This is a genomic window from Shimia sp. (assembly GCF_049116215.1).
In the GTDB taxonomy this organism is placed as follows: Bacteria; Pseudomonadota; Alphaproteobacteria; order Rhodobacterales; family Rhodobacteraceae; genus Shimia.
On the sequence record NZ_JAGDZB010000001.1, the window covers coordinates 707,348 to 729,297 of the forward strand.

Below are 21,950 nucleotides of genomic sequence, written 5' to 3' on the forward strand. Positions count from 1 at the left end.
GCACAACCAGTGTTTGAAAGGCGTCGCTTGATTGCGGCGCCTTTTTCCTTACGTATTGGACAGGCGAACAAGGAGATTGGCCTATGCCACACACACTGCTCGGAATTTCTGGCGCGCTGCGCGCGGACTCCACCAACAGCAAACTGCTGCGCGAAGCCGCCCGGCTCTATGGCGCAGACACCTATGTAGAGGCCAATCTGAATATCCCGCTCTATGACGGCGATCTCAAAAGCAACAGCGGCATCCCCGAAGAAGTGAAACTGCTGGTACAGCAGATTGCTGAGGCCGACGCGGTGCTGATCTCAACGCCTGAATACAACGGCGCGGTCACCGGCGTGTTGAAAAACGCGCTCGACTGGATCAGCCGCCATTGGGAAAAACCCATGGTCGGCAAACCCACCGCCTTGATGAGCGCCGCCGCGGGTCGCGCCGGTGGCGTACGTGCGCAAACCATGCTGCGCAGCTGTCTTGTGGCGTTTCGCCCGCGCATCACACTGGCGCCAGAAGTGGGAATCGCCGACAGCGGCAACGCTTTTGACGACAACGGCCAGTTTGTGAGCGAGCGCTATGCGGCCTCCGTGACGACGTTGATGGATGCGTTGCAGGCCGACGTAGAGCAGGCATCCAATAAAGCCTAAAGCGAAGCTTCGGGACGGAACGCCTCCGGTATTTCGTCCCGCCCTTCCAGCACCAGATCGGCCATCACCTCACCGGCCTTGGGCCCCATGCCAAAGCCAATTTTGAACCCGCCGTTGGCAATGTATGCGCCATCGATTGTCGGGTGTGCACCCAACATTGGGGCACGGCTTTTGGCACGGGGACGCACGCCAGCCCAGCGTTCAATGACCTCCGCATCTTTCAAGGCAGGCACCGCGGCATAGGCACGTGCCAAAACATCATCCAATTGGCTATCCGTACTGGTTGGATAGTCAAATTCCCGCTCGCTGGTGGAGCCAATCGCAACAGTGCCATCAGCGTGAGGGACAACATGCACGGCGTCAGCAAAGAGTTGCGGCGCGGTGGAGCGATCCAGCCGCAACAGCGCCGCCTGCCCTTTCACGCCATTGCCCACCGGTTTGCCCATATCTTCGGATAAATCAAGCAAACCCTGCCACCCAGTCGCCCAAACAACTTTTCCCTGTTGCGCTCCCTCCGCGACGACCTCGCACCCTTTTGACCTCAACGCCGCCGCCAGAGCCGCACAGGCACGCCGTGGAAACATGCGTCCGCTCAAGGTGTCGTGGATCAGCCACCCTGTCGGGCTTTCCGGCGCCCAATCGCCAAGGGTATCTCGCGCCACAACCTGCCACTGCGCCTTTCCTTGCCAGAGCTCCTTGGCGCTTTCCGCCCGCGCCCGGGCCAATTCCAATCCGCGCGCATCTTTCACCGGCTGAATGCGCCCCGTGCGCCCGTAGCCCGCGCTCACCCCACCGGTCGCCTCAACCTCGGCCCACCAGCCTTCCGCCATGATCAGGCTTTCAAACTGAAATGCCTTCTTCACGTTCCAGTTCTCCGGCGTGTGCGGCGCCAAAGCGCCAACCAATCCGCCGCTGCTGCCTGCACCCACACCACCGGGATCAATCACCCGAACCTTTGCGCCCCGCTTGGCACAGGCCCACGCCACCGAGAGCCCAAAAGCTCCGGCTCCCATCACGGTCAAGTCCACCATTGCCAATCCTCTTTTTTGTGGTCAAATGCGCCGTCACCTCCATAAGGCAATGCGACATGAGCGACCAGCACGCGGATCTCGATTGGCGAGACAACGTCATCCCGGTGTCCACCCGATTTGACGACCCGTATTTCAGCCTCGACAACGGGCTGGCCGAAACACGCCACGTGTTTCTGGATGGCAACCACTTGCCCGCCCGCTTTGCCCCCGGCTTTCACCTCGCCGAGCTGGGCTTTGGCACCGGCCTCAACTTGTTGACGGTCTGGAAGGCTTGGGAGGAGAGTGGTCAGACCACGCCGCTGTCTTTCACCACCTTTGAAGCCTTTCCGATGAGCGCCGAGGAAATGGAAAAAGCTTTGGCAGCATTTCCAGAATTAAGCGCCTACGCCACCCGTTTAGTCACGGCCTACGCACAAGACCAAACCCTCGCCACGCTCGACGGCATCCACGCCCGCGTGGTGATCGGCGACGCGCGTGAGACCCTTAAAGCGCAAAACTTTGAGGCTGACGCTTGGTTTCTCGACGGGTTTTCACCCGCCAAGAACCCCGAACTCTGGGACGCACAGCTGATGGCGCAGGTCGGCGCCCACACCAATGCAGGCGGCACTGCCGCGACCTACACCGCCGCAGGTTTTGTGCGCCGCAATCTGGAGGCCGCAGGCTTCACCGTCACCCGCACACCGGGTTTTGGCCGCAAACGCCACATGACCCAATGTGAAAAGCCAGCCGCATGACTCAGCCCAACAACCGCCTCGGCATTATGTTGATGTCGCTCACGACGCTGGTATTTGCACTGCAAGACGGCATCTCCCGCCACTTGGCGAGCGAGTACAACACCTACCTTGTGGTGATGATCCGCTACTGGTTCTTTGCGCTGTTTGTCATTGCGCTGTCCTCCCGCCAACCCGGCGGCATCAAAGCCGTGGCGCACACGAAATTCCCGATGCTGCAAATTGGCCGAGGCGCGCTTCTGGCACTGGAAATCTGCGTGACCGTTGTGGCCTTCACTCTGCTGGGCCTCACCGAGAGCCACGCCATTTTCATCTGCTACCCCCTGATCATTGCCGCGCTATCCGGCCCTGTGTTGGGCGAGCGGGTTGGCTGGCGCCGCTGGGCTGCCATTGGCGTCGGTGCCATTGGCGTACTGATCATCCTGCAACCCGGCTCCGGTGTTTTCAGCCCCGCCGCCATTGTGCCGCTTGTTGGCGCGCTGATGTTTGCCGTCTACGGCCTTATGACCCGCTACGTGGCGCGAGGGGATACCGGCCAGACCAGCTTTTTCTACACCGGTGTGGTCGGCTGCATCGTCATGACTGCAATAGGCCTGTTCTTCTGGGAACCAATTGTCGGACGTGACTGGCTCTGGATGGCCATCCTGTGCTGCACCGGCGTCTTTGGTCACTGGCTGTTGATCCGCACCTATGAGGTGGCCGAGGCCAGCGCAGTACAGCCCTTTGCCTACCTACAACTGCCCTTTGCCGCCGCGCTTGGCATGGCCGCTTTTGGCGAAACCCTGCGCCTGAACGTCGCCATTGGCGCAGGAATTGTCCTGGCCGCAGGGCTGTTCACGTGGTGGCGAGAACGCCAGTCCAGCTAAAGCCTCAGCGCACTTTGATGGTGCCGCCGGTGATCTCCTGACCAAACGACACCGGATGTGGGTCTTTGCCCAGCCGCGCACGATAGACCGGCAGGCTCTCTGACACACGCATCACATAGTTGCGGGTTTCGTTAAACGGGATCATCTCGATCCAGTCGATCATGGCCTCAACAGAACCGCCACGCGGATCGTCATTGCTAGCCATCCATCGCTCAGGGCGACTCGGGCCAGCATTGTAAGCCGCCGAAATCATGATGATGTTGCCATCAAACCGTTCAGCCAACCCGGCCAAATAGGCACTGCCCAACCGCGCATTGTAACCCGGGTCCGAAGTCAGGTTGCCCAGCACATAAACCTCACCGATCTCCGCCGACACATCCCGCGCCGTGCCCGGCATCAACTGCATCAACCCACGCGCACCGGCATGGCTCACCACCACCGGATCAAATTCACTCTCCCGCCGCGCAATGGCCAAGGATAACTCATCCGACACGGGCAGCTTCTGATCCACTAGGGGATGCAGCGGATAATACGGCCCCGGCAGCGTCACGCCCATGCGCACCATCTGCTTGCCCAACATCACCCCGATGTGCGGCTGCCCAAGGTCCAGAGCCATCTGGCCTAGTTGACCCAAACCCCTACGATCCTGCGTCTCGCTCAGATGCACCCAGAACCGCTCTGCCAGGCTCAACTCGCCCGCCGCCAACATCGCCCGCGCCGCTTTATGCACGCTCGATGTGGTCCAGCTGGCCTTTTGCCAATCCGGGAAACGCTCTTGGCCAGACAAGGCCGGATCATGCGCGATCCCCGCCTTTTCCGCCGCCAGCAGCCCATAGAAACTGGTCTGATGCGCGCCACCCGCCAAATAAGCCTGTTGCGCGGTGGTCGTATCACCCATCGCCTCATAAGCGCGACCCATCCAATAGCCCGCGCGCCCAAGGGAAATTGGCGTTTCCACCGACTGGGCAAAATTCAGGAAATGCGCGGCGGCGTCCTCCGGTCGGTCCAGAAACCGCAACGCCAAATACCCCGCAAGCCACTCACAGTCGGAATAGGCATAACCCGCATCTGGGGACAGCTTATGCGTCGCCGCCAGCGCATAGGCTGTCTTGTAATTCCCCGCCCGCATCTGATTGCGGATCAGTGACCGGCGCCTTGGGGCCCATGCCTCTGGCTCGCCCAATGTGCCCGTTTTACTGCGCGCCAGGATCAACTCAATCGCGCTGTCATTGCGGTCTTTGCGATGCCGCCATACAAACCGCTCATGCGCTAACCCCGGATCATTCTGCAAACTGTCCGGCACCGCCGCGATCAAAGTATCCACACCTTTGGCCATGGCTCGCAGTCCAAGTCGCGCCTTGGCCAAGGCCACCCAACCTTCCGGCACATGGGCATACATTGCCTCGGAATTGGAGGGCCAATTCTTCCACACCATCGCATCCAACCGGGCTGTGTGGTGTGGCTTGAGCAAATCACCATAGCGCGCCAGATAGTCCGCCTTGGTGGTGCTGTTCATCGCCATGGTGCGCCAGGCTTCCACAATCGTGGCCTGCGCCGCACCATCCTCACCTGCCTGCGTCAGAACCTTGGCCTGCGCCAGTGCGCCTTCGGCGGTCTGCGCCGGACCATGCACAAAGAACGACAGCGCCATCTCACCGCTGACATCCTCAAACGCCGCCTCCGATTGCTTACGCAAATAAGGCAAGCCGGGCCAATCGCCGCGCCGATCCAAAAACGCCAAAACCTGATCCGCCGAGCCTTCGCCCGCGCGCAGCCGGTGCCACTCCACAATATCGCGTGTGACCTGGTCGGTCTCGCGCACCGCCTTGGCCGCGCCATCCCAATCCTTGGCGCGGACAGAGGTCATCGCCGAGCGAAGCTCATCGCGAAACTGTGCATTTGCGGGAACAGCGACCAGCAAGGCCACAAACAGAGTCAGAAAAAGACGCAACATGGCTTGCATTTTCCTATGCCAGACAGGATAGAACCCGCAAGATACGCCGCGCACCCGATGGCCTCAACTCACAATCTTGGCAAGTGGGCAACTTCCCGCTAGGGTCCGCGCGGTTTACCACCATGGGCAATTCCGCCCAGCTACGCATAAAAAGGAGCGTGCCATGTTCAAAGGGTCCTACCCCGCACTCATCACGCCGTTTACGAACGGCGAGCTGGATTTGGAAACGCTCAAAAAGATCGTCGAGTGGCACATTGGTGAAGGCACCGATGGTTTTGTGCCTGTGGGCACCACCGGCGAAAGCCCAACGCTGAGCCACGAAGAGCACGAAACTATGGTGAGCGAAGTGGTGAAAGCCGCGGCTGGTCGCGTGCCGGTGATCGCAGGCGCAGGCTCCAACAACACGTTGGAAGCCATCCGCTTTGCGCAGCACGCCGAGAAAGTTGGCGCGGACGGCATTCTCGTGGTGACACCGTACTACAACAAGCCAACCCAACGCGGCCTGATCGCACATTTCACTGCGGTGCATGACTGCTGCGCGCTGCCGATCATCATCTACAACATCCCGGGCCGCTCGGTTGTCGACATGACACCGGAAACCATGGGTGAGCTGGCCAAGCTGCCACGCATTGTTGGTGTCAAAGACGCCACTGGCGATCTGGCCCGCCCAAGCCAGCAACGTGCCACCTGTGGCGCAGACTTCATCCAGCTGTCCGGCGAAGACGCCACGGCACTGGGTTTCAACGCGCACGGCGGTGTCGGCTGCATCTCCGTGACAGCCAATGTCGCGCCAAAACTCTGCGCCGAGTTCCAAGCGGCGACTCTGGCAGGCGACTACGCCAAAGCGCTGGAGTATCAGGACAAGCTGATGCCTCTGCACGAAGCCATCTTTGTGGAGCCAGGTCTGGTGGGCGCCAAATACGCCATGTCCCGCCTCGGCATGTGCAACGAAGAAGTTCGCCTGCCGCTGACCGGTCTGACCGACGCCACCAAGGCGCAGATCGACGCCGCCATGGCGCACGCAGGCCTGCTCTAAAATCGCACAAATTTCGAAGCTTCTGCTTCAAAAAGAAAGGCGCCCACTGGGCGCCTTTTTCCTGTCTGCTGGCCTGTAGACTAGTGCCAGAGCGCCAATCCAAAAGCCAAGGTCGCCACGGTACCAAACACCCCAAGCCCAATGCCGGAAATCATCCAGGGCCACACCGGACGCGACGGCTGAGCCTTATCCTCGGACTGCGCAATCAACGCGGCTTCGACCATCGCAGGCAAACGTGGACCAAAGCGCGACAACACCCGCGCGGTCTTGGCCAAATCACTCAGCATCGCCCGTGGTCCAATACTTTCCTTGATGTAGTCCGACACCACCGGCTTGGCCACATCCCAGATATTCACACGTGGGTCCAAGGACCGCGCCACACCTTCCACCACAACCATGGTCCGCTGCAGCAGGATCAACTCTGTGCGGGTCTCCATGCCAAACCGTTCAGTGACTTCGAACAGGTAATTCAACAGCCGCCCCATCGAAATTCGCGTGGCGTCCATACCAAAAATCGGCTCACCCACTGCGCGCAAAGCGCGGGCAAACTCGTCTACATCCTGATCCGCCGGCACATAGCCTGCTTCAAAATGCACCTCGGCCACACGTTTGTAGTCCCGCTGAATGAAACCATAGAGAATTTCCGCATAAACCCGGCGGGTGTACTCGTCGATGTAGCCCATGATGCCAAAGTCATAGACAATGATATCGCCGTTGGCGGCGACCTTCATGTTGCCCTGATGCATGTCCGCATGGAAATACCCGTCGCGCAGCGCATGGTTCAGGAACAGCTCCAAAATCCGACTGCCCAGCGCGTGGCGATCGTGCCCCGCCGCATCCAATGCGTCGTTGTCACCAATAGGCGCGCCCTCTGCCCAGCCCAACGTCATAACCCGACGTGCAGAATGTTCCCATTGAACGGCTGGTACCTGATAGCCAGCATCATCCGCGGAATTGGCCGCATATTCACTGGCATTTGCACTCTCAAGACGCAGGTCCAGTTCTGATGTCACACCCCGGTCAAAATGCTCAATCACATCACGCGGTCGCAACCGGCGCGAGCCGGGCGACAAAATCTCGATGGTATTGGCCGCCAGATAAAACGCATCGATGTCTTTGCGAAACGCCTTCTCGATGCCAGGCCGCAGGATTTTCACCGCAACCTCTTCACCGGTTTCCCGCAACCGCGCACGATGCACCTGCGCAATCGACGCCGCCGCAACCGGCTCCGAAAACTCAGAGAATATCTCATCAACAGGCTGACCAAGTTCAGACTCAACTTCGGCCTTTGCGGTCACCAAATCAAACGGCGGCAACTTGTCCTGTAACACGCGCAGCTCACCCGCCAGATCGCCGCCCACCACATCAGGACGGGTCGACAACACCTGCCCAAACTTGATGTAGGCGGGCCCCAGCGCCGTCAACGCACGTGGCAGTGGCGGTGCCTCTGCATCCCCCTTGTAACCCAGCCACTGAAACGGCCACACCAGCCCGCGCAAGACCACACGTACCAAAGTGGGTGCCTCAAACGCGTCCATCACCACCTTCATCGCGCCGGTGCGCTCTAATGTGGCGCCGGTGCGGATCAGTCGGATAATATTGTGCGGCCCCCTCACAGCTTCCAACCCGAATGTAACGCAGCAATGCCCATGGTCAGATTGCGATACTTGGCATTTTCAAATCCGGCGGTCTTCACCATGTCCAGGAACGTATCCTGATCCGGGAACTTACGGATGCTCTCCACCAAATACTGATAGCTGTCGCGATCATTGGCGATCACCTTGCCCATCTGCGGAATGATGTTGAACGAATAAAGGTCATAGACCTTCTGCATCATGTCGTTGGGAATCTGGCTGAACTCCAGCACCATCAAACGCCCACCTGGTCGCAAAACCCGAAACGCTTCATTCAACGCTTCTTGCGGGCGCGTCACGTTCCGAATACCAAAGCTGATGGTGTAGACATCAAAAGTGTTGTCCTCAAACGGCAGCGCCATGGCGTCACCCACAACCCAATCCAGGCTCTCCGCCATGTGATCCGCTTCCGCCCGCTGGCGGCCCGCCACCAACATCGGTTCCGTTAAGTCACACACTGTGGCGTGACCGATCCCAGCACGCTTCAAGAACTTAAACGACACATCCCCTGTGCCCCCGGCCACATCTAGCAACTTTTGTCCCGGACGGGGCGCCAGCCAATCCATCATCGCGTCTTTCCAGATGCGGTGAATGCCCATCGACATCACGTCATTCATAATGTCGTATTTGCTGGCAACCGAGCCAAAAACGCCCTGAACGCGCCCGGCCTTCTCGGCCTCCGGTACAGTTTCAAAGCCAAAATGAGTGGTGTTATTGCTGTCCGCCATGATGCGAAATCCTCTTGGTTGCCACATTCATATAGGGCCGTCCAAACAGGTACAATGCGCTGATTTGGCACCCGCTTTATGCGCCAAATCACGGCTTGAACCTTCCCAGCAACCTCGCGCATGGTCTGAGTGTCTTGGAACCCAGAGGTGAGAATGCCTGAACTGCCCGAAGTTGAAACTGTGCGCCGCGGTCTGCAACCAGCCATGGAAGGGGCCACGATTGCACGTGCGCAAGTCAACCGTCCTGACCTGCGCTGGCCTTTCCCTGAGCGCATGGCGGAGCGCCTCACCGGCGCAAAGGTCACACAGCTGCGCCGTCGCTCCAAATACATCCTGGCTGATCTCGACACTAACGAGTCGCTGCTCATTCACCTTGGCATGTCCGGCCGCATGACCGTCTCCGGCGATCCACTTGGCCAATTTGCCCACAACCACCCGAAGGCTGAGAAACATGACCACGTGGTCTTTGACATGGACAACGGCGCGCGCGTCACCTTCAACGATCCCCGCCGCTTTGGCGCGATGGATCTTTTGCCAAGCGACCACACCGAAACACACCCCCTCATTGCCAAACTTGGCCCCGAGCCACTAGGCAATGATTTCCACGAATCTTATCTCGCGGAACGACTCGCAGGTAAGAACACCCCAATCAAATCTGCCTTGCTCGATCAGCGCATTCTGGCAGGTTTGGGCAACATCTATGTCTGCGAAGCCCTGTTCCGCGCAGGGATAGCGCCAAAACGCAAAGCTGGGGCAATTTCGCAAGAACGCGTACACAGTCTTGTGCCCATCATTCGCGACGTGCTGCAGGAGGCCATTGAGGCTGGGGGAAGTTCGTTACGTGACTTTCGCCAAGCTGACGGTGAACTGGGGTATTTTCAACACAGTTTTGACGTCTATGGACGGGAGGGAGAACCCTGCAAAACCCCCGATTGCACTAGCAAAATAGGCCGAATCACCCAGTCCGGGCGCTCGTCGTTCTATTGCCCGCAATGCCAAAGATAGCTTGATCCAACTCTCTCAAATGATAATCAATCACTCCTGACCGGAACAATGAAAGCATAACTCATGGCTTTTGAGACGATCATCGTCGACATCGAAGACCACGTTGCCCTTATCAAGCTGAACCGCCCAGATGCGCTGAACGCTCTGAGCCAGCAGCTGATTGGCGAACTTCAGAACGCGCTGGAAAGTGCCGACGCCAACGACAAAGTGCGCTGCATCGTCATCACGGGCTCCGAGAAAGCCTTCGCCGCAGGCGCCGACATCAAAGAGATGTCCTCGATGAGCTTCGCAGACGTAAACCTCTCCAACCTGTTTGCAGAGTTTGGCGACCGTATCCAAGACATCCGCAAACCTGTGATCGCTGCCGTGTCCGGCTACGCTTTGGGTGGCGGCTGTGAATTGGCGATGGCCTGTGACTTCATCATCGCCTCTGACACAGCGAAATTTGGCCAGCCAGAGATCAATCTCGGCGTCATCGCCGGCATCGGCGGCAGCCAGCGCCTGACCCGCGCCGTGGGCAAATCCAAATCCATGGATATGAACCTCACCGGCCGCTTCATGAACGCCGAAGAAGCGGAGCGGTCTGGTCTTGTGAGCCGTGTTGTGCCTGCCAAGAAGTTGATGGAAGAAACCATGAGCGCCGCACAGAAGATTGCAGAGAAATCTCTGATCGCAGCCCGCACCGCCAAAGAAGCTGTGAACCGCAGCTTTGAAAGCTCCCTGCGTGAAGGCCTGCTGTTTGAGCGCCGCGCCTTCCACTCACTGTTTGCGACCGAAGATCAGAAAGAAGGCATGGCCGCCTTTATGGAAAAGCGCGAAGCACAATTCCGCGATCGCTGATCCGACTGCACATGTTTTTGAAAAGCCCTCGCAATGCCGGGGGCTTTTTGGTTTCTAGGGTTGAATCACCCAACGCCGGTGGTTCTCTGCAACGCCATTGCAGTCTGCCAAGATCAGGTCGCGCGACATAAACGGGCCAGCGGAGCGGCTCCCTTCGCCAACCGCAACACAGGACTCGGGCGTATCCTGTGGTCGAATGCCTCCACTGTCGGGGTCAAAAGTGAACCTCTGTCCGGAGATTGCTGGATCACAGTCAAGCAACGAAAAATCCGTTGTCGCCCCCGAAGGGCTCACCTGCACACACTTGCCGTCAAAGGCCACAGACCGTAAAGCGCCACTGGCTTCGTCAAAGGAGAATTGCACGTCACCACCCTGCGGCTTGCAGGAATGTGCATGCAAGCTCTCTGCAAACCCGCGACCCACCGTATCAATGCACCATCCAAGCCCATCAGCTTCGTCTAGATTTTCTGCCAAATAGATCACCGGAGCGGGGGTCTTTACCTGCGCCAATTCAGCCGATGCTGGGCCACCCGCCCATAAGACCGCCACCACGTAGAATCCTGGTTTCCAATGTCTCATCTCACTCTCCCAACATATGCACGACCTGAACATACTCGAGCGTTGAAAGGCCTTTTTTGCCCGAGCAAACAGGCTGACCCGCCACGCAAAACGTCTCTGACGTCAAAACGATCCCATAACAAAGCCCAGCCGCAATCAACAAAAAACCAATAGGCAATACATTCCGCGGCATATCCGTTCTCACTTTTAGGTCGTTTCAGGTCAAACGACGCGGGCACGAGCTTCCGTCGCACAAAAGTGAAATTTTTGGATGCGACAACTCGGTGCGTTGACCTATTCCGCGAACAGGCGCAAAGCTGACAAAACAAGTCAGAAATGAGACACCCCAATGTATCGCTCTCTCGCTATTGCATGTGTGCTCGCCTCCTCGCCAGCTTTGGCGGAAGACGTCCCCACCACTTTGGAAGCCCTTGGTGAACGCCTGTTCTTTGACGTGAACCTGTCGGCCAACCGCACCCAAACCTGCGCCACCTGCCACGATCCAGAACGCGGCTTTGCCGATCCGCGTGGCATGGCGTCCATAGGCGATGACGGCGAGTCGCTTGGGGACCGCAACGCGCCCAGCGCCGCCTATGCGGCCTTTACACCGAAGTTTTACAAAAACGCAGACGGCATTTGGGCTGGCGGCCAATTCTGGGATGGCCGCGCCAACCGTTTGGAAGATCAAGCCGGGGGGCCACCGTTGAACCCCATCGAGATGGGCATGGCTGATGAAGCCGCCGTCATCGCGCGCCTTCTGGAAGATCCCATCTATACGCAAGCCTTCCCGGCCCTGTTTGAAGGGGACGTGTTGAGCGACCCGCAAACCGGCTACACGGCCATGACAGAGGCCATCGCCGCCTTTGAACGCACCGAAATCTTTGCGCCGTTTGACAGCAAATACGACCGTTTCCTACGTGGCGAGGTGGAACTTACTCGCGAAGAAGACCTCGGTCGCGTGCTGTTCTTCTCTGAGCAGTTCACCAACTGCAACCTGTGCCACCAGCTCGGCACAAACGCGATGGATCCTCAGGAGACCTTCACAAACTACGAACATCACAACATCGGCGTCCCGGAAAACCTGGCTCTGCGCGATCTCAACGGCGTGAAACCCGGCACAGTAGACGTTGGCCTCGCCGCCCATCCTGACATGGACGGCAACCCCACTCTGCGCGGAAAATTCAAAACCCCCACCTTGCGCAACGTGGCGGTCACCGGGCCCTACATGCACAACGGCGTATTTGAAGATCTGCGCACCGTGGTGCTGTTTTACAATCAGTTCAACACCACCGACGTGAAGCGCCGCACCAATCCGGAAACTGGCAAAACCTTCCGCATGCCCGCGGTCCCGGCAACCCTGGCATTCGAAGAACTGACCCATGGTCCCGCTCTGGACGATCAACGCGTCGATGCCATTGTCGCTTTCCTCAAAACCTTGACCGATGCGCGCTACGAACACCTGCTTCACGCGCAATAACCTCAATTTTCCATGCATATTTGAGTGCGGGACATTCTGCCGCACTCAAAAACATACAAAATTAATAAGGATTGACGAAACCGACAAAACTAGTCAGTTATGAGCCAAATTCGCTAACAGGGAATGGATTCCATGACACGTCTATTTTTGACCACTTCTGCGGCTGTGCTCGCACTGACCGCCCCGGCTTTTGCCGCCAACAAAGCGGATGTTGTTGCCAACTACGCTGACATCGCCGCCGCCAAATACGAAGACAGCCTGACCACTGCCAAAACACTGCAAGCGGCCGTAAACGCGCTGATCGAAAACCCATCCGCCGAAGCGCTGCACAACGCACAGGGCGCATGGCTGGCCTCCCGCGTGCCATACCAGCAGACCGAAGTTTACCGCTTTGGCAACGCCGCTGTGGATGACTGGGAAGGCAAAGTGAACGCCTGGCCTCTGGACGAGGGCCTGATCGACTATGTTGACGCGGCCTACGGTGGCCCATCTGACGAAAACCCGATGGCCGCACTGAACGTGATTGCCAACGCCTCTTTCGACATCTCCGGCGAAACCATTGACGCCGCGGAAATCACCCCAGCCCTGCTCGAAAGCCTGCACGAAGTAGACGGCGTTGAAGCCAACGTTGCCACCGGTTACCACGCCATCGAATTCCTGCTCTGGGGCCAGGACATGAACGGCCACAACCATGGCGCGGGTGACCGTCCTTGGACAGATTTCGCAGCGGGCGACGCTTGCACCGGTGACAACTGTGACCGTCGCGGCGCCTACCTGAAGGCCGCAACCGATCTGCTGGTCTCCGATCTGGAATTCATGGCCGCTCAATGGTCCGCAGACGGCGAAGCCCGTGCCACCGTAACCGGTGACGCAGACGCTGGCATCGTCGCCATCCTGACCGGCATGGGCTCCCTGTCCTACGGTGAGCAAGCTGGTGAGCGTATGCGCCTTGGCCTGCTTCTGAACGATCCAGAAGAAGAGCATGACTGCTTCTCCGACAACACCCACAACAGCCACTACTACGACGGCCTGGGCATCCAGAACGTCTACCTTGGCGAATATGTGCGTGTGGACGGTTCCCTTGTATCCGGCCCATCCGTGTCTGATCTCGTGGCAGAAGTGAACGCCGATCTGGACGCAGAGCTGCAAGCCAAGCTTTCCACCACCATGATGTCGCTGGGCCGCATCAAAACCGCCGCAGAGGCAGGTTTCTCCTACGACCAAATGCTGGAGCGCGGCAACGCAGCTGGCGAAGCGCTGGTCATGGGTGGCGTAGACGGTCTGGTGGATCAGACCAAATCTATCGAAGCTGCTGTGACCGCACTTGGTCTGGACAACCTCGCGTTTGAAGGCTCCGACAGCCTCGACAACCCAGACGCTGTGTTCCACTAATACCAACGTCACCAACGTAAGACATCTGAGGGGCGGCCATCCCGCCGCCCCTTTTTCAATTCAAGGCCCCGCCAATGCGACTATCCTCCGCCACGGTCCTTTGCGTCCTCATTGCTGGCACTTCGGCCCACGCACTGGATGACCGCCACCTCAACGTCGTACCCCGCACCGACGCCGAGACTCAGCGCATCCAAGATGTCACCGCCTCGCCCACCGATTTCTCCGAACCACAAAAGTTTGAATCCCGCCCAGGCGGTGCAGCAACCGTCACGGCCCGTTCCGACGCGTTTGCTTTCAAACAGCCCTCTGCCAACCTGAGCAAGGAAGATGGCCTCACCTTCCGCATGGGTGAAGCGATGTTTGACAAACTCTGGGTCTCCTCCCCCAGCTCCACGCTCGCCTCTGACGGCCTTGGCCCGCTCTACAACGCCCGCAATTGCCTTGGCTGCCATCAACGCGCCGGACGCGGCCACGCCCCCGATAGCCCTGATGACGACGCGCTGTCGTTGGCAATAAAGCTGGCCATCCCTGGCGAACAGGGCGACCAAATCCATCAAATCGAAGACTTCCTCGCCACGCGCCCCGAACCAACTTACGGCAGCCAAATCCAGGATTTCAGCCTGCCTGAACACCCGTCTGAAGCGCGTATCGAAGTCACTTTTGACGAATTTGACGTCGCCCTCTCTGGCGGCGAGGTCGCAACCCTGCGCCGCCCATTTTATGCCCTGCAAGACCTTGGCTACGGCCCCTTGCACCCGGATGTGATGTTCAGCCCACGCGTCGCTCCGCAAATGATTGGCCTCGGTCTGCTCGACGCCATTCCCGCCGATGATATCCTCGCAAATGCCGACCCGGACGACGCAGATGGCGATGGCATCTCTGGCCGCCCCAACATCACGTGGTCCGTAGAATATCAACGCCCGATGCTGGGCCGTTTTGGCCTCAAGGCGGGCGCGCCCACCCTGCGTCAGCAATCCGCCGCCGCCTTCGCCGCCGACATCGGCATCTCCACGCCGCTGTTTGAAGCCGGCCATGGCGACTGCACACCAGCGCAGGTCGACTGTATCAACAGCCCCCACGGCGACGGCGATGTGCGGGTGTTTGAGGTAGACGAAATCGGGCTGGATCTGGTGACCTTCTACAGCGCCAACCTCGCTGTGCCCGCCCGCCGCAACGTGGACGACCCCGAGGTGCTGCGCGGCAAAGAGGTGTTCCACAGCACCGGCTGCGCGTCTTGCCACACCCCGTCTTTTGTAACCCACCGACTCGCAGACCAACCTGCTCAAAGCTTCCAACTGATCTGGCCTTACACCGACATGCTACTGCACGACATGGGGCCGGATCTGGCTGACAACCGCCCAGAAGGCCGCGCCACAGGGCAAGAATGGCGCACACCACCGCTCTGGGGCATAGGCCTCACCGGTCAAGTCTCCGGCCACACGCAATTCCTGCACGACGGCCGCGCGCGCAACATCCTCGAAGCCCTCCTCTGGCACGGTGGCGAAGCGCAATCCGCCCGCGACACCGTGGCCTCTATGCCGCCCGCCGACCGTGCCGCCCTTATCCGATTTATCGAAAGCCTCTGACCATGCGCCTGCTTGCTCTGACCGCCTCACTCCTTTTGTCCCAACCCGCGTGGGCGCTAGACCCCGCTGCGCTCGTGGACACCGCCATCGACCAGCATATCCTACCCGGGTTCACCGCCCTGACAGAGGCCACCGGCACGCTCAAAAACACCGCCGTGGAAGACTGCTCAAGCCAGTCCCCCGCCCTGCGCACTGCCTACCACCAAGGTTTTGATGCCTGGATGGCCGTCAGCCACCTGCGCTTTGGCCCCACCGAAGAAGACGAACGCGCCTTCTCCCTCGCCTTTTGGCCCGACACCAAAGGCTTCACCCCCAAAGCGCTTTCCAAGCTGATCACCTCTGAAGACCCTGCCGCTTTGAATGCCGACGCTTTTGCCGAAGTCTCCATCGCCGCTCATGGCTTTTTTGCGCTGGAGTTCCTGCTCTATGACGACCACATCCAGACCTTGGGCAGCGAAGCCTACCGCTGCACGCTGATCCAGGCCGTCACCAATGACATCGACCGCAACGCCAATGCTATCTTAAATGACTGGCAAAACGGCTACGCCGACCTCATGCGCACCCCGTCAAACGACGGCCCCTACACCACGGATCTTGCTGCCGTGGCCGAACTCTTCAAGGCGCTCGACACCGGCCTGCAATTCAACGCAGACGCCCGCTTGGGTCGTCCCCTCGGCACATTTGACAAACCCCGTCCCCTGCGCGCCGAGGCCCGCCGCTCGGAACGCAGCCTGCAAAACATCACCGTGTCTCTCAATGCGTTGGAACAGCTTGCGGCCCTGCTCGCGGCGCAAACGCCTTCCCCAGCGGACAACCTCACCGCGGCCTTTTCGCTGGCGCTTGGTCAAGCCACCGAACTTGAATCTGACCCAGCCTTTGCCGGTGTCTCCGACATCCAGGGCCGCCTGCGCGTCGAAATTTTGCAGCAATACATCGGCAACATCCGCGACATTATCCTGCAGGAACTGGGCCCCGCGCTGGACGTGACGGCAGGCTTCAACGCGCTGGACGGCGACTGATGGTGACCCGCCGCCGCATGCTCGCAGGCCTCGCCGCCACCAGCCTGCTGCCGAGCGCGGGTTGGAGCAGCGTTGGCACACCGGACTACCTTTCCGCCGCCCGCGCCCCTGACGGCACCTATCTGCTCGCAGGTCTCACCACCACTGGTGAGATCACCTTCACCATCCCTTTGCCAGCCCGCGGCCACGCCGCCGCCGCTCATCCCGAACGCGCCGAAGCGGTTGCCTTTGCCCGCCGTCCTGGCACTTTTGCCTTGGTGATGGATTGTCGCGATGGAGCGGTCCTAAAAACGCTCACCGCCCCCGAAGGACGTCACTTCTACGGCCACGGCACTTTCTCCGCGGACGGCGGCACGCTTTTCACGTCCGAGAATGACTTTGAAGCCGGAGAAGGCGTCATCGGCCTCTGGGACGTCACCCAAAACTACACCCGCATCGGCGAGTTTTCCTCCGGCGGGGTTGGCCCACATGACCTCAAAATCATGCCAGATGGGGAGACCTTGGTTGTTGCCAACGGCGGCATCGAGACCCACCCTGACATGGGCCGCAGCAAGCTCAACATCCCGGTGATGCAACCCAATCTCACGTATATCAGTTTGGCTGGAGAAGTCCTGGAACAGGTCGAGTTGACGGCAAGCCTGCACAAAAACTCCATTCGCCACCTCGCCGTGCGCCAGGACGGTACAGTCGCTTTTGCCATGCAATGGCAAGGCCCCAAATCCGACACCCATCCTCTGCTTGGCCTGCACCAACGCGGCACCAATGCGAAGCTCCTCAACGCGCCACCAAAAGCACAGCAGCAACTGCAAGGCTACGCCGGCAGCGTGGCCCTTTCAAACGACGGCAGCCTTGTGGCAATCACCTCACCACGCGGCAATATCTTGCATGTCTTTGACACCGAGACCGGCCAGCCCAGCGCGATCCTTTCGGCAAAAGATGTCTGTGGCATTGGGCCAACATCGGACGGGTTTCTCTTCACCACCGGAACGGGCCACATCGGCACCCTGCAAAGTGATACCGCACAACACCCCCTGCAATGGGACAACCACCTGATCGCGATCACACCACACGCCTAGGCCACAGCTCAAACCAGCGGCTTGTCCTCGGACAGAAACAAATCCATCACCACTGGAATCGCTTTGAACTCCAAGGCCCGCCCCTCTGGCCGTTTCTGCAATGGCTTCGTCACCCACTCGGTCCACCGCAACCAGCGACACCAGCGCTGCGCCAAAGGCCAAATCGCCGGATCCGCAGCGCCACGGTAAGCCTCCATAGCCGCAGGCAATTTGTCCCGCATCTTTGGCGAATGCGCCGCCACATTAAACGCAAACACCACCAAATCCCGCGCCTGACCTACCGGCGTGTTGTTGGCATGTTTGTAGCGCTCAAAATCCAAAAGCAGCATCTGACCATCCACCAGACACATGTCTTTGGGACTGGGTCGTCCATGTGCAAACCCCAATTTATGGAAACCGGCTAACATCACACTGGCGTCCAAAAGCATCTGATCTCGCCTTGCCGCGTCCGTTTCATGGTTCAGCAAGTGGCGCAAATCGCGGCCACAATCCGGCAGCACCAGAAAGTCACCACCCTCAGCCACCAACCTCGGTACTGGCGCGTTTGCGGCGTTCATCTCCTGATATGCAAGCCGCTCCCGCTCAAACGCTTTACGCGGGTCGCCCTTCTGCAAACGATAGCGCAGCTCCAGCTGCTCCACCCGTTTGATCCAGAACACCTGCCCTTCAATCTCAATCCGCTGCACACGTGGCCCATCTTTGCGCGCTTCGGTCTCAAGCGTCGCACGCAGGTCATCACTCACGGTTTGGGGGGCTTTGCTATCCATGGCCGATACTTAGGATGTCGCGCCTGCGCCGTAAAGCCACGCGGCCTAAGCAACCCCATGCCACATTAACAACAATCCCGCGCGAAACATTGAAACACGCCACACAAAGCCGTAAGTGCTTGTCATCAGAGACATTGAGGCACCTATGGCAAATTTCCTTTATCAAAACGACCTGCCTGACGACCTGGACCTTGGCCCGGTTGTGGCGATTGACTGTGAAACCATGGGGCTCAACCCCCACCGTGACCGGCTGTGTGTGGTGCAAATGTCTGGTGGCGACGGCAATGCGCACCTCGTGCAGGTGGCAAAAGGCCAAACCGAGGCGCCCAACCTGTGCAAAATGCTCGAAGACCCAAATGTGTTGAAACTCTTCCACTTTGGCCGTTTTGACATTGCTGCAATGTATCACGCCTTTGGCGCCCTCACCGCGCCGGTCTATTGCACCAAAATTGCCTCCAAACTGGTGCGCACCTACACCGATCGCCACGGTCTCAAAAACCTGCTTCAGGAATTGCTGAGCGTCGACGTGTCCAAACAGCAGCAAATGAGCGACTGGGGTGCCGAAACCCTAACGGACGCGCAGCTCGACTACGCCGCCTCTGACGTTCTGTACCTGCACGGTCTGCGCGAGAAGCTGAACGAACGCCTTGCGCGTGAAGGCCGCACCGAAGTGGCGCAGGCCTGCTTTGACTTCCTGCCCACCCGCGCCAAGCTTGATCTGGCTGGCTGGCCGGAACAGGATATCTTTTCGCACTAACGGAGCCGCCCCATGACGGACGCCGACAAGCAAACCTTTCTGGACACCGCCCGCCGCGTGATCTCGATTGAGACCGCCGCCCTGACCGCCTTGGGCGAGGGTCTGGGCGCGGAATTTGGCGAGGCCGTTGAATTGCTGCTCTCCGCCAAAGGCCGGGTGATCATCTCCGGCATGGGCAAATCCGGCCACATCGCCCGCAAAATTGCCGCCACTCTTGCCTCCACCGGCACCCCGGCGCATTTTGTGCACCCCGCCGAGGCGAGCCACGGCGACCTCGGCATGATGGCACAGGGCGACGTCGCGCTGGTCTTGTCCAACTCTGGGGAAACCCCGGAGCTAGCCGATCTCGTGGCCTATACACGGCGCTTCAAGATCCCGCTGATTGGTGTCGCCAGCCGTCCCGACAGCACGCTGATCAAACAAAGCGATGTGGGTCTGATCCTGCCCAAGGCTGAAGAAGCTTGCGGCACCGGCGTTGTGCCCACCACCACCACTACCATGACCCTCGCGCTTGGCGATGCCCTTGCCGTGGCCCTCATGGAGCACCGCAAGTTCACACCGGAGAACTTCCGTGAGTTCCACCCCGGCGGCAAATTGGGGGCGCAGCTCTCCCGCGTACGCGACCTCATGCATGTTGGGGAGGCGCTGCCATTGATCAATGCGCATACCCCGATGAGCGACGCGCTGCTGGAAATCAGCCAAAAAGGCTTTGGCGTTGTTGGCGTCACCAACGACACCGGCGCGCTCCTCGGCATTGTCACCGATGGGGATTTGCGCCGTCATATGGACGGCCTTCTGGACCGCACCGCCGTGGAAGTCATGACCGCCGATCCGCAAACCATTGCGCCGGGCGCTTTGGCCGAAGAAGCCGTGGCCATCATGAACCATCGCAAGATCACCTGTCTGTTTGTGATCGACCCCAATGGCGCAGGCACCCCCGAAGGCCTCTTGCACATCCACGACTGCCTGCGCGCCGGGCTCGGCTAAACCGGTGGTGCGCCGGCTCACATATTCCAATTTGGTGGCCTGGCTGAAGGTGCTTTTGCCGCTCACAGCGCTTGGCATCCTGTCCACGCTGTTTCTGATTTCCCACGAAGTGGACCTGGAAAGCGCCATCCCCTTCGCGGAGGTGGAACTTGAAAAACGACTGCGCGATCGTCAAATCACCGCGCCGTATATCTCCGGCAAGACCAACGACGGCCACCACATCACGCTGACCTCCGCCACCGCGCACCCGGACATCGACGACCCGTCTCGCATCATCGCGGATCAGGTTGGCGCCTTGATCAGCACCACAGAGGGCACCGAAATCACCGTGCGCGCTGAAGCCGGAGAAATGAGCAGCACGTTCAACGAGGTCGAGTTGGCTGGGGAGGTCGAGGTGGTCACCTCTGCGGGCTACACCATCACCACCGACAGCATGTTGTTTGGCCTGGAAGACGCCCGCGCCGAAACCGCCGGCAGCATCACCGCAGAAAGCGCCTTGGGCACACTCGAGGCAGGCCGCATGGCCCTGCGCCCCTCTGGGGAAAACAATGAAATTTATTTGTTTTTCACAAAAGGTGTGCGACTGGTATATACGCCCCAAAATGAGACGAGGTGACCCTGTGATTTTGATCCGTGCTTTGACAATTTCCCTCCTGACGGTACTTCCCGTCGCTGGGATGGCACAGGGGTTTCAGGTTGGCTTTGGCCAGATGCAACAGGACACTGGCCTGCCTGTGGAAGTCACGGCAGAGGCCCTCTCGGTCAACCAATCAGATGGCAGCGCCGTGTTTGAAGGCAAGGTGGACGTGTCCCAGGGCGACATGCGCATGACCGCCGACAAGGTCAATGTGCATTACAATCAGGAAACTCAGGCTATTGCGCGCCTTGTAGCCGAAGGCAATGTGCTGCTGGTGCAAGGCCCCGATGCAGCGGAAGCCAACCAGGCGATCTACAGCATCGACGACGGCACCGTAGAGATGACCGGCAACGTCACCGTGGTGCAGTCTAAAACCACCATCACTGCGGATAAGATGCGCCTCAATCTCACCGACAACACCGCGCAGATGACCGGCAATGTTAAAACAGTTCTGAAGTCTCAGTAATCATGGCCAAACCCGATCTCTCCGTCACCCAAGGCAGCTCTGGGCTGCAAGTGCAAAGCCTGCGCAAGGCGTATCGCAAACGTGTGGTGATCCGCGATTTTTCGATGGAGTTGAACCGAGGCGAGGTTGTGGCCCTGCTTGGCCCCAACGGCTCGGGCAAAACCACCACCTTCTACGCAGTCGCAGGCCTGTTGGTGCCCGAAGGTGGACGCGTGTCCATCGACGGGCGTGACGTGACCACCCTGCCCATGTACCGCCGCGCCAAACTGGGCATCGGCTATCTGCCGCAGGAAATGTCGATCTTCCGGGGTCTGTCGGTGGAGGACAACATCACCGCCATCCTCGACATCACCCACAAGGACCGCCACAAGCGCCGCGAGCGGCTTGAGGAGCTGCTCAGCGAGTTCTCCATCGAACACCTGCGCCGCGCCCCTGCCCTGGCCTTGTCCGGCGGGGAACGCCGCCGTGTTGAAATTGCGCGCTGTCTGGCGGCAGACCCCAAGTACCTCTTGCTTGACGAACCTTTTGCCGGCGTCGATCCAATTTCTGTGGGCGACATTCGCCATCTGGTGGCCGACCTGAAAAAACGTGGCATTGGTGTCTTGATCACCGACCACAACGTGCGTGAGACTCTGGAGATCGTGGATCGCGCCTACATCCTGCACGACGGCAAAGTGCTCATGTCCGGCACCCCAGAAGAAGTTGTCGAAAATGAAAACGTGCGCCGCGTGTACCTGGGTGAAAACTTCCGCATCTCCTGACCCG

General features: G+C 59.4%; 22 protein-coding genes. 16 read left to right on the forward strand and 6 right to left on the reverse strand.

The features are described 5' to 3' along the window. The first annotated feature begins 83 nt into the window (after positions 1-83). Positions 84-638 carry an NADPH-dependent FMN reductase gene (locus JXR15_RS03370; RefSeq protein WP_422051819.1) on the forward strand — a complete coding sequence of 185 codons (555 nt, stop codon included), beginning with the start codon at positions 84-86 and terminating at the stop codon, positions 636-638. Here JXR15_RS03370 and JXR15_RS03375 read toward each other — a convergent pair. After that, positions 635-1,669: an NAD(P)/FAD-dependent oxidoreductase gene (locus JXR15_RS03375; protein WP_422051820.1), complete on the reverse strand. Its 1,035-nt coding sequence runs from the start codon at positions 1,667-1,669 to the stop codon at positions 635-637. The genes JXR15_RS03370 and JXR15_RS03375 overlap by 4 nt on opposite strands. Before the next feature lie 56 nt (positions 1,670-1,725). Between JXR15_RS03375 and mnmD the strand changes: the two genes are divergently transcribed. Together mnmD and JXR15_RS03385 are read left to right on the forward strand one after the other, a co-directional pair. Beyond that, the gene (gene mnmD / locus JXR15_RS03380) at positions 1,726-2,403 is read left to right on the forward strand and encodes a tRNA (5-methylaminomethyl-2-thiouridine)(34)-methyltransferase MnmD (RefSeq protein WP_422051821.1); all 678 of its coding nucleotides are present in this window, start codon (positions 1,726-1,728) and stop codon (positions 2,401-2,403) included. Further along, positions 2,400-3,266, forward strand: a complete 867-nt coding sequence (locus JXR15_RS03385; RefSeq protein WP_422051822.1) for a DMT family transporter — start codon at positions 2,400-2,402, stop codon at positions 3,264-3,266. Before mnmD ends, JXR15_RS03385 begins: the two co-directional genes overlap by 4 nt. A gap of 4 nt (positions 3,267-3,270) precedes the next feature. On the opposite strand, the gene JXR15_RS03390 is transcribed toward JXR15_RS03385, so the two are convergent. After that, complete coding sequence (locus tag JXR15_RS03390; protein ID WP_422051823.1) at positions 3,271-5,220, reverse strand: transglycosylase SLT domain-containing protein; 1,950 nt, start codon at positions 5,218-5,220, stop codon at positions 3,271-3,273. Positions 5,221-5,383: 163 nt separating this feature from the next. Here JXR15_RS03390 and dapA point away from each other — a divergent pair, with 163 nt between their 5' ends. Further along, complete coding sequence (dapA, locus tag JXR15_RS03395) at positions 5,384-6,256, forward strand: 4-hydroxy-tetrahydrodipicolinate synthase (protein ID WP_422051824.1); 873 nt, start codon at positions 5,384-5,386, stop codon at positions 6,254-6,256. A gap of 80 nt (positions 6,257-6,336) precedes the next feature. On the opposite strand, the gene ubiB is transcribed toward dapA, so the two are convergent. Beyond that, positions 6,337-7,872: a 2-polyprenylphenol 6-hydroxylase gene (ubiB, locus tag JXR15_RS03400; protein WP_422051825.1), complete on the reverse strand. Its 1,536-nt coding sequence runs from the start codon at positions 7,870-7,872 to the stop codon at positions 6,337-6,339. After that, positions 7,869-8,621, reverse strand: coding sequence for a bifunctional demethylmenaquinone methyltransferase/2-methoxy-6-polyprenyl-1,4-benzoquinol methylase UbiE (gene ubiE / locus JXR15_RS03405; protein ID WP_422052242.1), 753 nt, complete (start codon positions 8,619-8,621; stop codon positions 7,869-7,871). Before ubiE ends, ubiB begins: the two co-directional genes overlap by 4 nt. Positions 8,622-8,771: 150 nt before the next feature. On the opposite strand from ubiE, the gene mutM reads away from it, so the two are divergent. Beyond that, entirely contained in the window at positions 8,772-9,623 is an 852-nt protein-coding gene (gene mutM / locus JXR15_RS03410) for a bifunctional DNA-formamidopyrimidine glycosylase/DNA-(apurinic or apyrimidinic site) lyase (RefSeq protein WP_422051826.1), read from the forward strand. A 63-nt stretch (positions 9,624-9,686) separates the two neighbouring features. Continuing rightward, complete coding sequence (locus JXR15_RS03415; RefSeq protein ID WP_422051827.1) at positions 9,687-10,463, forward strand: enoyl-CoA hydratase; 777 nt, start codon at positions 9,687-9,689, stop codon at positions 10,461-10,463. 54 nt (positions 10,464-10,517) lie between these two features. On the opposite strand, the gene JXR15_RS03420 is transcribed toward JXR15_RS03415, so the two are convergent. Beyond that, positions 10,518-11,042, reverse strand: a complete 525-nt coding sequence (locus JXR15_RS03420; protein ID WP_422051828.1) for a ricin-type beta-trefoil lectin domain protein — start codon at positions 11,040-11,042, stop codon at positions 10,518-10,520. 328 nt (positions 11,043-11,370) lie between these two features. Between JXR15_RS03420 and JXR15_RS03425 the strand changes: the two genes are divergently transcribed. The 5 genes from JXR15_RS03425 (at position 11,371) to JXR15_RS03445 (ending at position 17,571) form a co-directional block, all read left to right on the forward strand. After that, entirely contained in the window at positions 11,371-12,498 is a 1,128-nt protein-coding gene (locus JXR15_RS03425; RefSeq protein WP_422051829.1) for a cytochrome-c peroxidase, read from the forward strand. Positions 12,499-12,630: 132 nt separating this feature from the next. After that, a complete protein-coding gene (locus JXR15_RS03430; protein WP_422051830.1) occupies positions 12,631-13,890 on the forward strand; it encodes an imelysin family protein in 1,260 nt (419 codons plus the stop codon). A gap of 74 nt (positions 13,891-13,964) precedes the next feature. Then, positions 13,965-15,476, forward strand: coding sequence for a di-heme oxidoredictase family protein (locus JXR15_RS03435; RefSeq protein ID WP_422051831.1), 1,512 nt, complete (start codon positions 13,965-13,967; stop codon positions 15,474-15,476). 2 nt (positions 15,477-15,478) lie between these two features. Continuing rightward, on the forward strand, positions 15,479-16,495 hold the full coding sequence (locus JXR15_RS03440; protein ID WP_422051832.1) for an imelysin family protein: 1,017 nt from the start codon (positions 15,479-15,481) through the stop codon (positions 16,493-16,495). Further along, positions 16,495-17,571 carry a DUF1513 domain-containing protein gene (locus JXR15_RS03445; protein ID WP_422051833.1) on the forward strand — a complete coding sequence of 359 codons (1,077 nt, stop codon included), beginning with the start codon at positions 16,495-16,497 and terminating at the stop codon, positions 17,569-17,571. The genes JXR15_RS03440 and JXR15_RS03445 overlap by 1 nt, the downstream gene beginning before the upstream one ends. Before the next feature lie 8 nt (positions 17,572-17,579). Here the strand turns inward: JXR15_RS03445 and JXR15_RS03450 are convergent, their stop codons facing one another. After that, a complete protein-coding gene (locus tag JXR15_RS03450; protein ID WP_422051834.1) occupies positions 17,580-18,338 on the reverse strand; it encodes a hypothetical protein in 759 nt (252 codons plus the stop codon). Positions 18,339-18,483: 145 nt separating this feature from the next. Between JXR15_RS03450 and JXR15_RS03455 the strand changes: the two genes are divergently transcribed. From JXR15_RS03455 to lptB, 5 genes are read left to right on the forward strand one after another with little or no spacing between them, the layout of a single operon-like run. Further along, positions 18,484-19,095, forward strand: coding sequence for a ribonuclease D (locus JXR15_RS03455; RefSeq protein WP_422051835.1), 612 nt, complete (start codon positions 18,484-18,486; stop codon positions 19,093-19,095). A gap of 12 nt (positions 19,096-19,107) precedes the next feature. After that, positions 19,108-20,082: a KpsF/GutQ family sugar-phosphate isomerase gene (locus JXR15_RS03460; protein ID WP_422051836.1), complete on the forward strand. Its 975-nt coding sequence runs from the start codon at positions 19,108-19,110 to the stop codon at positions 20,080-20,082. A 7-nt stretch (positions 20,083-20,089) separates the two neighbouring features. Next, complete coding sequence (gene lptC, locus JXR15_RS03465) at positions 20,090-20,698, forward strand: LPS export ABC transporter periplasmic protein LptC (RefSeq protein ID WP_422051837.1); 609 nt, start codon at positions 20,090-20,092, stop codon at positions 20,696-20,698. Between the two features lie 22 nt (positions 20,699-20,720). Continuing rightward, positions 20,721-21,185 carry a lipopolysaccharide transport periplasmic protein LptA gene (gene lptA, locus JXR15_RS03470; protein WP_422051838.1) on the forward strand — a complete coding sequence of 155 codons (465 nt, stop codon included), beginning with the start codon at positions 20,721-20,723 and terminating at the stop codon, positions 21,183-21,185. Between the two features lie 2 nt (positions 21,186-21,187). Then, positions 21,188-21,946, forward strand: a complete 759-nt coding sequence (lptB, locus tag JXR15_RS03475; protein ID WP_422051839.1) for an LPS export ABC transporter ATP-binding protein — start codon at positions 21,188-21,190, stop codon at positions 21,944-21,946. The last annotated feature ends 4 nt before the right edge of the window (positions 21,947-21,950 follow it).

What these genes read in the sequence shown, in the direction of transcription:
- JXR15_RS03370 (WP_422051819.1), top strand. Translation starts at nt 84, where the DNA reads ATGCCACACACACTGCTCGGAATTTCTGGCGCGCTGCGCGCGGACTCC.
- JXR15_RS03375 (WP_422051820.1), bottom strand. Translation starts at nt 1,669, where the DNA reads ATGGTGGACTTGACCGTGATGGGAGCCGGAGCTTTTGGGCTCTCGGTG.
- mnmD (WP_422051821.1), top strand. Translation starts at nt 1,726, where the DNA reads ATGAGCGACCAGCACGCGGATCTCGATTGGCGAGACAACGTCATCCCG.
- JXR15_RS03385 (WP_422051822.1), top strand. Translation starts at nt 2,400, where the DNA reads ATGACTCAGCCCAACAACCGCCTCGGCATTATGTTGATGTCGCTCACG.
- JXR15_RS03390 (WP_422051823.1), bottom strand. Translation starts at nt 5,220, where the DNA reads ATGTTGCGTCTTTTTCTGACTCTGTTTGTGGCCTTGCTGGTCGCTGTT.
- dapA (WP_422051824.1), top strand. Translation starts at nt 5,384, where the DNA reads ATGTTCAAAGGGTCCTACCCCGCACTCATCACGCCGTTTACGAACGGC.
- mutM (WP_422051826.1), top strand. Translation starts at nt 8,772, where the DNA reads ATGCCTGAACTGCCCGAAGTTGAAACTGTGCGCCGCGGTCTGCAACCA.
- JXR15_RS03415 (WP_422051827.1), top strand. Translation starts at nt 9,687, where the DNA reads ATGGCTTTTGAGACGATCATCGTCGACATCGAAGACCACGTTGCCCTT.
- JXR15_RS03420 (WP_422051828.1), bottom strand. Translation starts at nt 11,042, where the DNA reads ATGAGACATTGGAAACCAGGATTCTACGTGGTGGCGGTCTTATGGGCG.
- JXR15_RS03425 (WP_422051829.1), top strand. Translation starts at nt 11,371, where the DNA reads ATGTATCGCTCTCTCGCTATTGCATGTGTGCTCGCCTCCTCGCCAGCT.
- JXR15_RS03430 (WP_422051830.1), top strand. Translation starts at nt 12,631, where the DNA reads ATGACACGTCTATTTTTGACCACTTCTGCGGCTGTGCTCGCACTGACC.
- JXR15_RS03435 (WP_422051831.1), top strand. Translation starts at nt 13,965, where the DNA reads ATGCGACTATCCTCCGCCACGGTCCTTTGCGTCCTCATTGCTGGCACT.
- JXR15_RS03440 (WP_422051832.1), top strand. Translation starts at nt 15,479, where the DNA reads ATGCGCCTGCTTGCTCTGACCGCCTCACTCCTTTTGTCCCAACCCGCG.
- JXR15_RS03445 (WP_422051833.1), top strand. Translation starts at nt 16,495, where the DNA reads ATGGTGACCCGCCGCCGCATGCTCGCAGGCCTCGCCGCCACCAGCCTG.
- JXR15_RS03450 (WP_422051834.1), bottom strand. Translation starts at nt 18,338, where the DNA reads ATGGATAGCAAAGCCCCCCAAACCGTGAGTGATGACCTGCGTGCGACG.
- JXR15_RS03455 (WP_422051835.1), top strand. Translation starts at nt 18,484, where the DNA reads ATGGCAAATTTCCTTTATCAAAACGACCTGCCTGACGACCTGGACCTT.
- JXR15_RS03460 (WP_422051836.1), top strand. Translation starts at nt 19,108, where the DNA reads ATGACGGACGCCGACAAGCAAACCTTTCTGGACACCGCCCGCCGCGTG.
- lptB (WP_422051839.1), top strand. Translation starts at nt 21,188, where the DNA reads ATGGCCAAACCCGATCTCTCCGTCACCCAAGGCAGCTCTGGGCTGCAA.